At 66.9% G+C, this 14,647-nt stretch carries 11 protein-coding genes; all 11 read right to left on the bottom strand.

Going from position 1 to position 14,647, the window contains the following annotated elements; all coding sequences use genetic code 11:
* Nucleotides 1-57 precede the first annotated feature (57 nt).
* Nucleotides 58-666 carry a methionine biosynthesis protein MetW gene (gene metW, locus LIG30_RS03590; protein WP_038709715.1) on the bottom strand — a complete coding sequence of 203 codons (609 nt, stop codon included), beginning with the start codon at nt 664-666 and terminating at the stop codon, nt 58-60.
* Complete coding sequence (metX, locus tag LIG30_RS03585) at nt 663-1,808, bottom strand: homoserine O-succinyltransferase MetX (RefSeq protein WP_038709713.1); 1,146 nt, start codon at nt 1,806-1,808, stop codon at nt 663-665. Before metX ends, metW begins: the two co-directional genes overlap by 4 nt.
* 349 nt (nt 1,809-2,157) lie before the next feature.
* Nucleotides 2,158-5,073, bottom strand: a complete 2,916-nt coding sequence (locus LIG30_RS03580; protein WP_038709712.1) for an autotransporter family protein — start codon at nt 5,071-5,073, stop codon at nt 2,158-2,160.
* A gap of 324 nt (nt 5,074-5,397) precedes the next feature.
* Nucleotides 5,398-5,943 carry a fimbrial protein gene (locus LIG30_RS03575; RefSeq protein WP_038709709.1) on the bottom strand — a complete coding sequence of 182 codons (546 nt, stop codon included), beginning with the start codon at nt 5,941-5,943 and terminating at the stop codon, nt 5,398-5,400.
* A 231-nt stretch (nt 5,944-6,174) separates the two neighbouring features.
* On the bottom strand, nt 6,175-7,230 hold the full coding sequence (locus LIG30_RS25940) for a fimbrial protein (RefSeq protein ID WP_152985994.1): 1,056 nt from the start codon (nt 7,228-7,230) through the stop codon (nt 6,175-6,177).
* Between the two features lie 27 nt (nt 7,231-7,257).
* A complete protein-coding gene (locus LIG30_RS03565; protein ID WP_083493879.1) occupies nt 7,258-9,966 on the bottom strand; it encodes a fimbria/pilus outer membrane usher protein in 2,709 nt (902 codons plus the stop codon).
* Nucleotides 9,967-10,079: 113 nt separating this feature from the next.
* Complete coding sequence (locus LIG30_RS03560) at nt 10,080-10,844, bottom strand: fimbrial biogenesis chaperone (protein ID WP_038709942.1); 765 nt, start codon at nt 10,842-10,844, stop codon at nt 10,080-10,082.
* A 103-nt stretch (nt 10,845-10,947) separates the two neighbouring features.
* The gene (locus tag LIG30_RS03555) at nt 10,948-11,490 is read right to left on the bottom strand and encodes a fimbrial protein (RefSeq protein ID WP_038709707.1); all 543 of its coding nucleotides are present in this window, start codon (nt 11,488-11,490) and stop codon (nt 10,948-10,950) included.
* Between the two features lie 600 nt (nt 11,491-12,090).
* The gene (gene slmA, locus LIG30_RS03550; protein ID WP_038709705.1) at nt 12,091-12,756 is read right to left on the bottom strand and encodes a nucleoid occlusion factor SlmA; all 666 of its coding nucleotides are present in this window, start codon (nt 12,754-12,756) and stop codon (nt 12,091-12,093) included.
* Nucleotides 12,723-13,523, bottom strand: a complete 801-nt coding sequence (locus tag LIG30_RS03545) for a pyrimidine 5'-nucleotidase (RefSeq protein WP_152985993.1) — start codon at nt 13,521-13,523, stop codon at nt 12,723-12,725. The genes slmA and LIG30_RS03545 overlap by 34 nt, the downstream gene beginning before the upstream one ends.
* A gap of 2 nt (nt 13,524-13,525) precedes the next feature.
* Nucleotides 13,526-14,425 (bottom strand): acetylglutamate kinase, encoded by a 900-nt coding sequence (argB, locus tag LIG30_RS03540; RefSeq protein WP_038709703.1) that lies wholly within the window; start codon nt 14,423-14,425, stop codon nt 13,526-13,528.
* Between the last annotated feature and the right edge of the window lie 222 nt (nt 14,426-14,647).

Below are 14,647 nucleotides of genomic sequence, written 5' to 3'. Positions count from 1 at the left end.
CGTGCCTGACGCCCGGCCGGGAGCGGGATGGCGCCGCCAGTCGACGGCGCTGCGGCTTCAGCTGCGCTTCACGCGGTAGACAGCAAGACTACCACGCCAGTTCGCTCCCCACCGAATCGGCTCGCCTTCGTGCAGCACGATCCTGTCGATGATCGTGACGCCGACTTCCGGCGCGAGCGCCTCGAAATCCCTGATCGTCAGCACGCGCACGTTCGGCGTGTTGTGCCACTGGTACGGCAGCGACTTCGACACCGGCATCCGGCCGCGCAGCACCGACAGCCGGTGCGCCCAGTAGCCGAAGTTCGGGAACGACACGATGCACTCGCGGCCGACGCGCGCGGTTTCACGCAGGATCGCGGCGGTCTGGTGGATCGTCTGCAGCGTCTGCGACAGGATCGCGAAATCGAAGCTGTGATCCTCGAACAGCCGCAGGCCGTCCTCCAGGTTCTGCTGGATCACGTCGATGCCGTTCTTCACGCTCGCGAGCACGCCGGCGTCGTTCAGTTCGACGCCGTAGCCGGTGACTTCCAGCTCCTTCATCAGCAGCGACAGCAGCGAGCCGTCGCCGCAGCCGAGATCGAGCACGGTCGAGCGCGGCTCGACCCAGCGGGCGATCGCGCGGAAGTCGGCGCGCGACGACAGGGATTGCAGTACGTGCTGGTTCATGCGCCCACCTCCTTGGCGATGCGTTCGTAATAGGCGCGGATCAGGTTGTGATAGCGCGCGTCGTCGAGCAGGAACGCGTCGTGGCCGTGCGGCGCGTCGATCTCCGCGTAGCTCACCGAGCGGCGGTTGTCGAGCAGCGCCTTGACGATCTCGCGCGAGCGCGCGGGCGCGAAGCGCCAGTCGGTCATGAAGCTCGCGATCAGGTATTTCGCCTTGGTGTGCGCGAGCGCGGCCGTCAGGTTGCCGTCGAACGCCTTCGCCGGGTCGAAGTAGTCGAGCGCGCGGGTGATCAGCAGATAGGTGTTCGCGTCGAAGTAGTCGGCGAACTTGTCGCCCTGGTAGCGCAGGTACGACTCGACCTCGAATTCGACGTCGAAGCTGAAGTTGTACGCGTCGAGCGCGCCGTCGGCGCGGCGCAGCGCGCGGCCGAATTTCTCGGCCATGTCGTCGTCGGACAGGTAGGTGATGTGGCCGATCATCCGCGCGACGCGCAGCCCGCGCTTCGGCTTCACGCCGTGCGCGTAGTAGTCGCCGCCGTGGAAGTCCGGGTCGGACAGGATCGCCGAGCGCGCGACTTCGTTGAACGCGATGTTCTGCGCGGACAGCTTCGGCGTCGACGCGATGTCGATGCAGTGCGCGACGCGCTCCGGATACATCAGGCTCCACGCGAGCGCCTGCATGCCGCCGAGGCTGCCGCCCATCACGGCGGCGAAGCGGTCGATGCCGAACGCGTCGGCGACGCGCGCCTGAGCGTGCACCCAGTCCTCGACGGTGAGGACCGGAAAGCGCGCGCCGTACGGCTGGCCGGTGGACGGATCGAGGCTCATCGGGCCGGTCGAGCCGAAACACGAGCCGAGATTGTTCACGCCGATGACGAAGAAGCGGTTGGTGTCGAGCGGCTTGCCCGGCCCGACCATGTTGTCCCACCAGCCGGTGCTGCGCGGATCGTCCGCATAGACGCCGGCGACGTGGTGCGACGCGTTGAGTGCGTGGCAGACGAGTACCGCGTTCGAGCGCGCGGCGTTGAGCTCGCCGTAGGTCTCGACGACGAGTTGATAGTTGCCGATCACGCTGCCGCTTTGCAAGCGCAGCGGTTCGGCGAAGTGCATGGTCTGTGGAGCGACGATGCCGATCGATTCCATTCGTTCCGCCTTATTCACTGGGCGGCTAAACGGTGTCGGCGATGCGCGGAGTCGAAAAAGCGCGGCTGACGACCTCTTTAGCCGCATTTGTAGTGAACCGCCGGGATCGGTGCCCCGGCTGGTTCGCGCGCCCGCAATCGAGTCAGCAAATCGGCGCGCTTCCAACCCGCCGCCAGGGTGGCGACAGTCGGCAGAGTATAGCGGAAATCCGGGCGGCGCGACTTCGGTGCGATGCCGGCCTGGCGGGCGACATGGCCGGATGGCTGCGCGCCGGGCGCGCTCGGCCAGCTTGCATGCGGCGCGCGAGGCAGGCGGCGCCGGCCGCCGCGCGTGCCGTGGGCGGACGGTGTCACCAGCGGTATTTCATCGAGAGCTGACCCTTGACCACCGCATAGTCGGACAGGTTCGATTCCACGCCGAGGCTGGCCGACACCGCGAAACGCTTCGCGAATTCGCCGGTCGCGCCGACCCTGAGCGCGGCACGGTCGCGCGGCACGCCGAACGAGAACGCATTGCCGTCGAGCGCCAGCGAACGCGACCCGGGGCCGTGCCACCAGCTTGCCTCGATGAACGGCCGCAACTCGCGCCCGGCAGGCATCGTGGTGATGCCATGCACGCGCACGCCGACGCGGGTCAGCACATCGGTCGAACCCAGTGCGTCGAGATAGCCGCCCGGCGTCTGATGCGCGGCCGCGTGGTAGTCCGACACGACGAGCTGCGCTTCGGGCTCGACGAAGAAACGCGAGTCGCCGCGTTCGTAGAAGCGGAACGAATAGCCGGCTTCGAGCGACCCCGTCACCGTGCGCGACCGGTACGAATCGCCGGCGAGGCTGCCGCCGACGCTGTTCGCGTATGCGCCGTACATCACCCACGCATCGACATAGGGGCCGGACAGGATGTCGCGGTCGCCGTACCAGGTGCCATACAGCCCGACGTTGTATCCGGCGACGCTGCCGCGTGCGGTGGCGTCCGCGTCGCGCTGCCCGGTCGCGTTCCAGAGCGTGCGCGTCGACCAGCTCGTGTGGCTGCCGTACATGCCCATCGCGCCGAAACGGAAGTGGCCGCCGCGGCCGTCGTCGAAACGGAGCAGGTCCGCGCCCGCATGGACCAGCCGGCCGTTGCCCGACACGCTGCGCGTGCCGCCCGACAGCGACGTGAACTGGCCTTCGGCGCGCAGCCAGACGGCGCCGTCGAGCGGGCGCGACGGCGAACCGCCGCCGCGCAGCGAACGGTCTTCGCGCTGGCGCAGCGTGTGGACCGCCATCATGGCCGCTGCGTCGGCGTTCGCCAGGTACGCATCGGGTTCCGGGGCGGCGGCGCGGGGTGGGGGCGTTTCCTTTTCGATCGAGGCATCGCCGTCGCGCGCGGATACCAGATACCAGTCGTCGTCCTGGCCTCCTTGCCCGCCGCGCGTGAGCATGTAGTCGTAGCCGCCCGCGGACAGCGTGCCGAAGCCCGTCCGGTAGCCGTCCGACGCCGGGTCGAGCATGAACGCCGCGGCGTCCGTCGTGCCGCCGTTGCGGGTCTCGACGACCGGAATGCCGATCGTCGTCTGCGCGCCGTCCCCGCCGGTGCGTTTCACGACGATCCCGGTGTTGCCCGACGCATGCCCGCCGTCGATCACGAGCTTGTCGGTCGGCGACGCGTCGTCGCGAAACGCGGTGTGGATGACGAGCCGGCCGTCCTGCGCCGCATAGTCGCCGTTCACGACGAGCGTGCGCGGCGCGTCCGTGTCGGGCGGCGCGAACGCGATGGTCGAGTCGTTCAGCGCGATCGAGCCGACCGACGAATCGGCGGTCACGTTCCAGCGGCTGCCGGTGTCGAGCGACAACGCGCGAACGGCATCCGTCGCGCCGGTCCATGCCGACGCGCCGGACAGCGCGACGTCGGTCACGGCGGCCGTCGGACTGCCGTCTGCGGATGGCTGGTTCACGATGTCGCCCGTTGCTTGCGCGCCGGTGTCGAGCGTCAGGCGCACGGGCTCGCCGGACTGCGCGTGAACGGACAGCAGCGTGCCGTTGCCGCCCGCGACGCGTGCGCCGTTTCGCAGCGAGACGACTGCATTGGATGCATCGATCGCGCTGTAGCGCTCGCTGACGAGCGAGCCGCCGTCGACGTTCAGCGTGCCGCCGTAGACGGCCGCGGCCAGCGCGTCTTCGCCGGTCGCACGCACGTCCGTGCGCAGCGTGTCGATCGTGCCGTTGGCGCCCGTGTAGAGCGCGGTGGCGTTCTTGCCGCTGGTGGTGACGATTCCGTCCTCGATCGATGCGACCGAGCCCCCGCCGCTCGACAGCATGCCGTAGGCCCGCTCGCCGCTGGTCTCGATGCTGCCGCCCGTCATCGCGACCAGGCCGCCGAGCCGTGCGACCACGCCGATCGAGCGGGCGCCGCTGGTGACGATGTGTGTATCGATCGCCCGGATGACGGGTGTCGGGTCGTATTCCTTCGATGCGTAAAGCCCGTGCGCGCTGACGCCATGCGTGTAGACGCGCGTGCGGGCGAGTTCCACGTCGCCCGCGCGCGTGTCCACGCCGAGCGCGGCGAAGCCGTCCGTCTCGAGGCGCGAATCGCGGAACGTGACCGAGGACGCGCCCGGCATGTACAGGACCGACGCGTAGTCGCCGGACGTCCGGATGTCGGTCCGATCCAGTGTCGCGCGGATGCCGTCGTAGCTGAACCCCAGGCCGTAGGCGAAATTTCCGCTGGTGCGGATCAGCGTGTCGGTGACGTCGATGGTGCTGCCGGGCGCGGCGTTCACCGCGATGCCATGCGCCTCGGTGCCGCGCGTCACGATCGCACTGTCGGCGATGCGGAGCCGGGCGTTGCTTCCCCCGACGTAGGCGCCGTGCGCGCTGTCTCCGTCCGTATCGATGGAGACGCGTTCGGCGAGCGCGCTGCCGCCGTAACGGACCTGAATGCCGGCGCTGAGGAGCCCGCGGGTCCGGATGTCGGTGTCGCGCAGCTCGACGCGTGAGCCGGTGCCCTCGGCGGTGGCGCCGGGCGAGTTGTGGCCGGACGAGAACACGCGGGTCTTGCCGGTGGCGGTCAGCACGCCGCCGTTGACGGCGGTGAGCACCGGCTGGCCGTGGCCGGTCGTCGTGTAGGAGCCGGGCGCGATTTCGAGCAGGACGCCGTTCGCACGCTGTGCGCCTTCATCGGAAATTTCCGCCGCCGCCGGCCACGGGATCACTGCGCCCGCGACCAGCGCGGAACGTGCGAGCCGCCCGCCGGCCCGCACCGGCAAGAGTCGGAACTTGTCATTCATTCGCTCACCTCATTTTAGCTTGGACAAGCGAAAACTTAGCGGAGTGTCGAGGGTAGCGATATTGGACTGGTACGAATTTTCGGTAGCTGGAACGAGTGGGCCGACCGGATTGTGTCGATGTCGATTCGACCATCACGTCCGTAGGCGGGTACGCCGTGCGTGTAGTCTGCATCGGTGCCGATGGAGATGCGCTTCGCGGGCGCGCCGCCGTCGCGATGGACGTCGACGCGTGTATCCATTCTGCCGACAGGGCGTCGGGAAAGGCTGGCCGCGCGCACGCGCACCGGCAATGCGCCGGTGCGCGTGCGCGCGTGGTATCAGCGATTACTGATACATGATCGAGTACATCACCGACGTGTTCACCGTGCCCTGGCTTGCCGCACCGCCGGTCGCGACGTACTGCGCGTAGTACGGCAGCGTCGCCGCGCCGCTTGCCAGCGCGACGGTGTGCGAGTTTTCATCTGCCTTGCCGAGGCCGATGTTGCTCATATCGTCGCCGTTGAGCAGGCCGACTTCGACGTTCTTCGCGGTACCCTGCGCGTTGAGCAGCTGGCCGGTCGTCGAGTTGACGGTCGTACCCGGCTCGAAGTGCGTGTAGACGTTGCCCGTCGCCGGCGAGCAGTCCTTCAGGCCGATGTGGAACGGCGTACGGCCCGCGGTCATCCCGCCGGAGGCGAGTGCCGACGTCGACACCTTCGGCAGCGCAACCGTGAAGTCCTTGCCGCCGGTGCCGTTGCCGTCGATCGTGCAGGTCTGCGCGCCGATGCGGCCGTTGATCGTGATGGTGCCGTCGGCGGCGTGCGATACGGCCGGAAGTGCCGCTGCGGCGGCCACGGTCAGGGCGGCGATGCTGGAGAATGCGAATTTCATGTCAATTCCTCTAGTACTAGGTAGATAAACGAACTCCGCCGTCGAGCCGTCTGCATGCCGTGAACGGCGATGCAGGCCACACGCGACTTCGTCCGACAGTGGCCTCCCGATGCAATCCGTTCGGATTGCCAAGCAGAAGCCTGTTCTGGCCACCGGCTGGACCGGTGGCCGCCGGGGAGCATCCGTTGACGCGACTTGCGGGCAACCGGATGCGCCCCGGAATTACTGCGTTCACTGATAACTCATCGTGAACGTCGCGACACCCTTCACCGTGCCGCCGGAGACGGCGCCGGTGGAGATGTACTGCGCACTCAACGGAATGCTGGAGGTCGTTGCCGACGGGCCGACATACCATTGATTCGTGTTGCCGACCGCGGCCGAATCGGGGCCGTAGCCGAGCGCTTGACCGTCTTTCAGGATGCGCAGCTTCACACCGTTCGCCGACGATCCCGGTGCGAGCGTCAACTGGTTGCCCGTATTGCCCGGGTCGGTCAGGTCGGTCAGCGTCACGTAGACATTCGAGCCCGACTTGCACGACAAGCCGATGTTGAATCCCGTATCGCCCGCGGTCATGCCGACCGCATTCAGCTTGCTGGCAGCGACCGACGGCAAACGCACGTTGGGGGACGGCGTCGTGACGGTGCAGCTCTGCGGCATGACGGTGATTTTTTCGCCAAGCGCCTTCCAATAGGCTTGGAATGTGTAGCCACGGCCGGTATTTGCCCTGCTCAATACTTTTGCATTAAAAATTCCAATCACGCCGTTTGGCAGGTTCTTTTGGCTATAAATGGTGTCGCTTAGCTTGATCAGTTCGTATTTCATTCTGAATGTCCCGGAAAGCGGCTGGGTAGTGGGATTCGGCGGCCCCCATTCCTGAGGGGTGCTATTGAATCCAGTCATCACCTCACCCGTATCGAGATTGCTCACGCGAATCCCGATCGCTCCAAAAATCCCGGCGCCCGTTCCGTAATATCCGACGTTGGGAATGGTCGACGGTCTCCACGTGTTGAAGTATTCATATTTCCACCCTCCGGGAGGCGCCGCATTGGCGTCGCATTCGTACGGCATGTCGACTGTCGCCGTCGCCAGAACGGTTCCGTTGGGCGCATTCGGAGGAACGAGCAGATTGCCGAACGAAAAGAAATATTGATAAACACTCGGTCCCGTACTTCTGCACGTGGCCTGCGCGTGCGCAAAATTCGAGCCGAATGCTGCAAGCACGACGATGAAACTGCGCATTAAATATTTAAATGACTTGGTCGCATCGATATCACGATTCGAATTCATTGATTAATCTCCCCTGTTCAAGAGCATTCAGCGTTGCGCCGTCGCGTCGTCATGCGCGCCTGCATACGGCTCGGCATGGCCGGGCGTGCGGGAGCCGCGCTGACTGTCGGCTTTGTTCGCGCCGTAGTCACAGACCGCGTTGGTGCGCGCATACACATCCTCGCCGCGCTGCTTGGTCGGCAGTTGATAGGCAAACGTGCAGGATTCCGTAGCACGATTGCCCCATTTCGCGGTCAGCTTGCCCGTGTCGTTCAGCCCGCGAACGAACAGGTGGCCGCCCTGGCCGAGCGTTCCGACCATCTGGCCCTGCTCGTCCAGCACGTTGGCGCCGAACGGCAACGCGCCGCCGTTCGGCTGACGCACCGTGAGCAGCGCGGCGCGCCCGCTGACGGTTCCGAACTTGACCTTCACGACCGAGTTCGCGCGCGGCGCGATCTGCTGGCTCGTCGACAGCATTTCGACGTCCAGCGGAATGCCCTTCGGATCGAGCTCGATGGTGTTCATCTGGTACGGCGTCAGATACGGCAGCACCGCATAGCCGCGCCGGTCGATCCGGACGTCCGTGCCGTTCGTGACGCGTGCGCCGACAGCATCCTTCGCCTCGACGATCGCGACCGTTTCGCCGAGATCGTTGGCGAGCGTGACACCGCCCGCATGTCCGACGATTGCGCCCGACACGCCGGCGGACACGCTCGAGTAACCGCTGCCGCCGGCCGCGCTGCCCGAGACGGTGGCGAACGGGCTGCGGTACTGCGCGTTGGCGCCGCCGGACGTCGCGCCGCCGCCGGTGGTCGCGTTCACGCCGTACGAGAACGCGTTGGATTTCCCGGCGGTGCCGCTCAGCGACATCTGGCCGATCGCGCCGCTCCGGCTGTCGTGCGTGACGCTCGCGCTGAGCGTCGGCGCATTGCTGCGCCGGCCGAGCGGGACCGTGACGTTCGCGTACACCTGGTTGTTCAACCGGCCCGTGTAGCCATCGCGCTGGCGCGAGACGGACAGGTTGTAGCTCAGGTTGACGCCCGCCAGGCGCAGGTTGTTGTTGTAACCGACCTGGAATTGCGTCGTCGTGCCCTGACGATTCCAGTAGCTGACCGTCGAGCCCACTGCGAACAGGCTGCCGCGCCCTTCGCCGAGCGTCTGGTTCAGCGTGAGCTGGACCTGGTTGCGCTGCCGGTACGCGTCGTTCGGATCGCCGCCCGCCGCCGCGCGTTCGCGGGCATACATGGCGTCGCGCATGCCCCAGTAACCGCGCGACGAATAGCGATACGCGGCGACCGCGATGTTCGTGCCGGTCGGCTCCACGAACTTGCTGTAGCTGACGCGCACGCTCTGGCCGCTCGTCGCCGAGACGCCCGGGATGCGCGCGCTGGCATGCGTGACGTCGACGGCGAGCGCGCCCACCGGCGTGTTGACCGCCGCGCCGACCAGCCCGGCCAGATAGTTTTCAGCGACGATCGCGCCGACATAGCCCGTCAGCAGATTGCTGATGCCGCGCTGATACGTGGCCTGCGCGAAACCCGGATGACTGTTCAGTTGCGACTCGCGCAGCTGGCCCACCGCGACGCCGTAGCGCGAGACGCCGGGGCGCAGCGATTGCACGACGGCCGCGTACGGCACGGTGAAGCTGTGTTTCCGGCCGTCGGCCTCGGTCACGGTGACGAGCAGGTTGCCGCCGTAGCCGGTCGGGTACAGGTCGTCGATCTGGAACGCGCCCGGCGCGACGTTCGTCTCGTAGAGCTTGTTGCCGTTCTGCGAAACCTCGACGTGCGCATTGCTCGATGCGACGCCGCGGATCACCGGCGCATAGCCGCGCATCGAATCGGGCAGCATCCGGTCGTCCGTCTCGAGCGTGGCGCCGCGCATGCCGACGCTTTCGAACAGCGTGCCGTCGGTATAGGTCTCGCCGATCTTCAGCTGGCTGCGCCAGGCCGGCAGGTCGCGCTGCACATACGTATTGAGGCTCTGATACCGGGTTTCGCCGTGCGACTGCGCGGTATAGGTGCCGTTGTGCCGGAAATGCCAGTTCGCGATGTTGACGCCCGCGTTCAGCCCCAGGTACCCCTGCGTGCTTTCGTAGCCGGACGACGTGCTGCGGAACACGTTCGCGTTGTACTTGAGCGTCGCGCTCGGCACGCCGCCGTCCCACAGTTCCGGGCTGACGTAGCCGCGCGGATTGCGCAGCAGCGCCGCCTGCGGAATGCTCACGTTCAGGCGCAGCTCCGACATGTCGAATTCATACTTCGCGTCGGCGACCAGCTTGTCGACGTCCGTGCACTCGCCCGCCTGCACGCGCGCCAGCTCGGCGCGCCCCGTGTCGGCGAGCGCCTGGTCGTCGAGACCGAGCCGGGCCACCAGTGCGCGATCGAAGCATGGCTTCGCGTTGACCGCATCCCCTTCCGCCGCGAAACGCACCGTCGAGCGGCCGTTCCATTGCCCGTTCACGTAGAGGTCGAGCGCGTAGTCGCCCGCCGCGACGGGATTGCCCTTCGCGAAACGCTCGAGATCGAGCCGCTGTCCGCGCGGCTTCATCATCAACGTGTCGTTGAAATGAACCTGGGCGACCTCGAAATGGTCCGCCGCCGCGGCAGGGGCATCCGTAGCCGCCGCTGCGGAGACGTCGGCCGCCGCCGCATCGGCGGCCCAGCCGCCGAGCGCCGCCATGACGAACAGGCAGCTCGGCTTGAGTGTGAAACGCGCGGTGGCCTCCGACGGCCGAGTTTGATGATTGGCTCGCATAAATTCAACGTATCGATGCCGCATCGTCATAACGCGAGCGACGGTGTACCTTCACCGGTGCGACAACCGCACCGACGTTCCGACAGGGATTGGGGCTGGCAAGCGCGGGGGCGTCAGCGCGCGGCTTTCGGCGCGTAAGTACCCTGTACGCCCGCGCCGTAGTCGTCGAGGAACGTGTAGTCGACCTCGATCGGCCCGGCCGGCAGCGACGGCACGTTGCCGACGTCGAAGCGCTCGGTGGCGCCGGGCTTGACCATGCCGCCCTTTTCGTCGGTCCAGGTCGCGCCGCCGGATTTCACGGTCAGGTGCGTGAACGTCACGTGGTAGGGCGTCGGGTTCTTCGCTTCGAGCGCATAGCCGCCGCCGGCCTTCGGCGCGAAGTTCCAGGTGACCTTCTCGGCGGATTCGTCGGCCACGCCCTGCAGCGCGGCGGGACGGAGGAACAGCTTGATGCGCGAACGGAATGCGAGTTGCAGCAGGTTCGGCGTGTCGGGATCGTCGGCCGCTTGCGGCGGGACGTCGAGCACGTTCAACCAGTAAAGGGTTTCCTTGTCCTGCGCGAGCGGCTCCTTCGTATGGATCAGCCGCAGGCTTTGTCCTTTCTGCGGATCGAGGCGGAACAGCGGCGGCGTCAGCGTGAACGGCACCTTCGATTCGTCCGGCAGCGCATTGGCGTTGCCGTCGTCGATCCAGGCCTGGACCAGCGATGGCCGGTCACCCACGTTGGTCAGCTTCACCGTGACTTCGCGTTCCTTTTCCGGATACACCACGCGTGTGCCGCCGATTACCACGCTCGCGTTCGCGGTACCCACGCCGGACAGCGAAGCGATCAGCATCGCGGCGCCCACGCTCGAGCGCCAGTTCATTGGCATCCCCATCGTCGATTTCTCCTTCTCGATAAACAAACACATGCCGCGTCGGTCGGGTGCGGCCCGTGCCGCGATTGCTCCATGGACACGGGCCGCCAGTCGTGAGACCGGGTTACTGATACGAGACCGAATACATGACCGACGTACCCACCGTGCCGGCGGTGGCTGCGCCGCCCGTCGCGACGTATTGCGCGTAGTAGTCGAGGTTTGCCGCGCCGCTGGCGATCGGCACCACCTGCGAGTTCTGCTGTGCCTGGGCCGCGCCGAGCTTGATGTTCGATGCGTCCTTGTTCAGCAGGCCGACTTCGACGTTCGTTGCGTTGCCGGTGGCGTTCTTCAGCTGGCCGGTTTCCGCGTTGACCGTGGTGCCCGGCTCGAAGTACACCGAGGCGTTGCCCGAGTTCGGCGAGCAGTTGGTCAGCGCGATGCGGAACGGCTTGCGGCCGGCCGTCGCGCCCGACGTGGCGAGTGCCGACGTCGACACGGTGGGCAGCGTCACGGTGAAATCCTTGCCGCCGCCGTCGCCCGAGATCGTGCAGGTCTGGGCGGTAATCTCGCCGGTGATCGTGATCGTGCCGTCGGCAGCGTGTGCCGACGAGGCCGCGGTGACGAGACCCGCTGTCGCCAGAAGAATGGAAAGTGCTTTCTTGGACATGTAAGTACCCTGTTAGTGATGGCCTTGCGCCGAAAAGCGGCGCGCCGACGTTTCCTTCGTACCGTTCGCAGCGGTAGCTAGGACTCGCTGGAAGCAACTGCAGGAAACAAGTGCCATTGTTCCGGAGTAGGGTGTTTGAAAGAATTGGACAAGATTTAAAACCCGTCCGGATTCCCTCGTTCTAGTCCTATATTTGTTTAAAGAACTTCAAATGGCGGGACGGGCTGCGCGAAACGTCATCAGGATTTGACGTGGCGATTTGAGTGCCGGACGGCGAGCCGCGCGAGGCGGACAGCGTGGGCGCGAGGCGTCAGGCGGCGCTTCAGGGATGCCGGCTTGAACGTGCGGCGCGATGGCGCACGTCATGCTGACATTCAGGATTGCGAATCGTCATGTGCGGCGGCGAACCGGGCGCGGCGATGTCTTCCGGATGCGGCGCCAGCTTCGGGAGGGCCGTTGTCGTCGCTCATGCCGACGCGTGGGCAAAACGGCCGGTTCCGCCGTTCGCGAGTCGACCGGGCAGCTTGTCGGGCGCTGGCCGCCCGGGTGCGCAAAGCGATGCAGGGTCGGCCGGCGCACGCGGGTGCGCCGGCCCGCGCGTCATTGCAGGATCAGAAGCAGATGGGCATCGGCATGTTCGCCGGGCGGGAGCTGGAAGCCGCTTTTCGCGTAGCGGTGCCAGCGTCCGATCACGTAGCTGACGAGGAGGCTCGCGCGCGCGGCCGGGTCGTAGTCGGCCGGCAGCGGGACGGCGGCGGCCATGCCGTCCGGCTGCCCGTTCGCTTCCATCCGCGCGACCCGCAGGCATTGCTTGAGCGTCGCCTCGATGCGGTCGAGCATCTGGTTGACGCGCTCGGTGAGGCGTTCGTGCTCGCCGACGAGCGCTTCGCCCGTCAGCACGCGGGTCATGCCGGGATTCTTCGCGGCGAAGTTGAGCATCATCATCGCGATCGCGCGGGCCTGCAGCACGCCGTTCGGCTCCTTCGCGACGATCTGGTTGACGAGTCCGAAGAACGACTGCTCGATGAATTCGATCAGTCCTTCGTACATCTTCGCCTTGCTCGCGAAGTGCCGGTACAGCGCGGCTTCCGACACGTCGAGCCGCGCGGCGAGCGCCGCGGTCGTGATCTTCTCGGACTTCGGCGCCTCGAGCATCGACGCGAGCATCTGCAGGATGAGCACGCGGCGCTCGCCCGGCTTCGGGCGGGTGCGGGTGACTGCCTGGTTGTCCGTTACGGCGTGGTCTTGCGGGTGAGTCGGTTGCATTTCTGTCGCCCCGATCGAGTGCCCAGTCGCAGCGATTTTAACGAACGAATCCGCTGATCGACATAGTGCGGACGCCCGGTGTTCGGCAAGTGGCCCGGCAGATGGCCGGTGATCCAGATCGTGCCGATGCCGAGCCGCTTGTAGCGCTTCAGGTGGCCGCGGGTGTCCTCGACGAGGATCGCGTCGGCCAGCCGCGCATGCGCGGCGCGCATCGCCCGCCGCAGCATCGTGGTGTCGGGCTTCGCGCGCCAGCCGCGGCGGTCGCGCATGTGCTCGATCGCGATCACGCGCTCGAACAGCCGCTCGATGCGCAGCGCGCGCAGCACCGCGCGCGCGTAGTTTTCCGGCGCGTTGGTCAGCACGAGCTTGCGGCCGGGCAGCGCGGCGACCATGCGCGCGAGGCCGCGCTCGGCGCGCAGCATCGCGGGCAGGTCGGCGAACGTGTGGACGGCGCGCAGGAAGTCGTGCGGATCGATCGGATGGTGGCGCGCGAGGCCGAGCAGCGCGGCGCCGTAGCGCTCGGTGTAGCCGGTGCGCAGGCGGTCGGCCTCGGCGTGCCCGACCTGCAGCGTATCGGCGATGTATTGCGTCATCGCGCGGTTGATCTCCGGAAAGATCGCGTGCGATGCGTGGTGGAGGGTGTTGTCGAGATCGAACAGCCACACCGGCGTGCCGGTGCGGGGCCGGCTGCGCGACACGCGCCGGCGCAGCACGGCAGGCGGCAGGCGCGCGCCGGACGGGGCCGGTGCGGCTTGCGTGCGGCGCATGCTCAGTGCGAGCGGATCATCGTGCCGAACGGCTGCTCGGTCAGGATTTCCAGCAGCACCGAGTGCTCGATCCGGCCGTCGACGATGTGCACCGACTTCACGCCGCTCTTCGCTGCGTCGAGCGCCGACGAGATCTTCGGCAGCATGCCGCCGGAGATCGTGCCGTCCTCGAACAGCGCGTCGATCTCGCGCGCGGACAGATCGGTGAGCAGGTTGCCTTCCTTGTCCATCACGCCCGGGATGTTGGTCATCATCACGAGCTTCTCGGCGTTCAGCACCGTCGCGAGCTTGCCGGCGACCAGGTCGGCGTTGATGTTGTACGACAGGCCGTCCTCGCCGCAGCCGATCGGCGAGATCACCGGGATGAACGCGTCGTCCTGCAGCGCCTTCACGACCGCCGGGTTGATCGTCTCGACCTCGCCGACCTGGCCGATGTCGATGTACTGGCCCGGATGCTCGCGGTCCGGCATCAGCAGCTTGCGCGCGTGGATCAGGCCGCCGTCCTTGCCGGTCAGGCCGACCGCGTGGCCGCCGAAGTGGTTGATCAGCATGACGATGTCCTGCTGCACTTCGCCGCCGAGCACCCATTCGACGACTTCCATCGTCTCTTCGTCGGTGACGCGCATGCCCTGGATGAAGGTGCCCTGCTTGCCGATCTTCTTCAGCGCCTGATCGATCTGCGGACCGCCGCCGTGGACGATCACCGGGTTGATGCCGACCAGCTTCAGCAGGATCACGTCGCGCGCGAAGCCCTGCTTGAGCCGCTCTTCCGTCATCGCGTTGCCGCCGTATTTGATCACGATGGTCTTGCCGTGGTAGCGGCGGATATACGGCAGCGCCTCCGCGAGGATTTCGGCTTTCAGCGTGGGGGCGATCTGCGAGAGGTCGATGGGCTCGGACATGGCGGCGGCTCTGGCTGGGAACGGTTGAAACAGGGCGAATTGTACAGGAGTGGCGCAGCGCAGCATCCGGTTTTTCGGGGGCGGAAACGGTGGCCGCCCAAGGGGGCAGGGCGGCCGGCGGGCGCCGGCCCGCCGTGGCGACGCGGGTTGGGCGAACGGTTCCAGGTACCCGGCGAACGGCCGCGTTGGCCGGATGGCCGGCGCGCAAAATCCGTCCGGCGC

Source organism: Burkholderia sp. lig30 (assembly GCF_000687455.2).
Classification (GTDB): Bacteria; Pseudomonadota; Gammaproteobacteria; order Burkholderiales; family Burkholderiaceae; genus Burkholderia.
This window is presented reverse-complemented; position numbering and strand designations above follow the sequence as displayed.

Excerpts from the sequence above, each read along its gene's own strand:
- metW (WP_038709715.1), bottom strand. The coding sequence starts at position 666 with ATGAACCAGCACGTACTGCAATCCCTGTCGTCGCGCGCCGACTTCCGC.
- metX (WP_038709713.1), bottom strand. The coding sequence starts at position 1,808 with ATGGAATCGATCGGCATCGTCGCTCCACAGACCATGCACTTCGCCGAA.
- LIG30_RS03580 (WP_038709712.1), bottom strand. The coding sequence starts at position 5,073 with ATGAATGACAAGTTCCGACTCTTGCCGGTGCGGGCCGGCGGGCGGCTC.
- LIG30_RS03575 (WP_038709709.1), bottom strand. The coding sequence starts at position 5,943 with ATGAAATTCGCATTCTCCAGCATCGCCGCCCTGACCGTGGCCGCCGCA.
- LIG30_RS25940 (WP_152985994.1), bottom strand. The coding sequence starts at position 7,230 with ATGAATTCGAATCGTGATATCGATGCGACCAAGTCATTTAAATATTTA.
- LIG30_RS03565 (WP_083493879.1), bottom strand. The coding sequence starts at position 9,966 with ATGCGAGCCAATCATCAAACTCGGCCGTCGGAGGCCACCGCGCGTTTC.
- LIG30_RS03560 (WP_038709942.1), bottom strand. The coding sequence starts at position 10,844 with ATGGGGATGCCAATGAACTGGCGCTCGAGCGTGGGCGCCGCGATGCTG.
- LIG30_RS03555 (WP_038709707.1), bottom strand. The coding sequence starts at position 11,490 with ATGTCCAAGAAAGCACTTTCCATTCTTCTGGCGACAGCGGGTCTCGTC.
- slmA (WP_038709705.1), bottom strand. The coding sequence starts at position 12,756 with ATGCAACCGACTCACCCGCAAGACCACGCCGTAACGGACAACCAGGCA.
- LIG30_RS03545 (WP_152985993.1), bottom strand. The coding sequence starts at position 13,523 with ATGCGCCGCACGCAAGCCGCACCGGCCCCGTCCGGCGCGCGCCTGCCG.
- argB (WP_038709703.1), bottom strand. The coding sequence starts at position 14,425 with ATGTCCGAGCCCATCGACCTCTCGCAGATCGCCCCCACGCTGAAAGCC.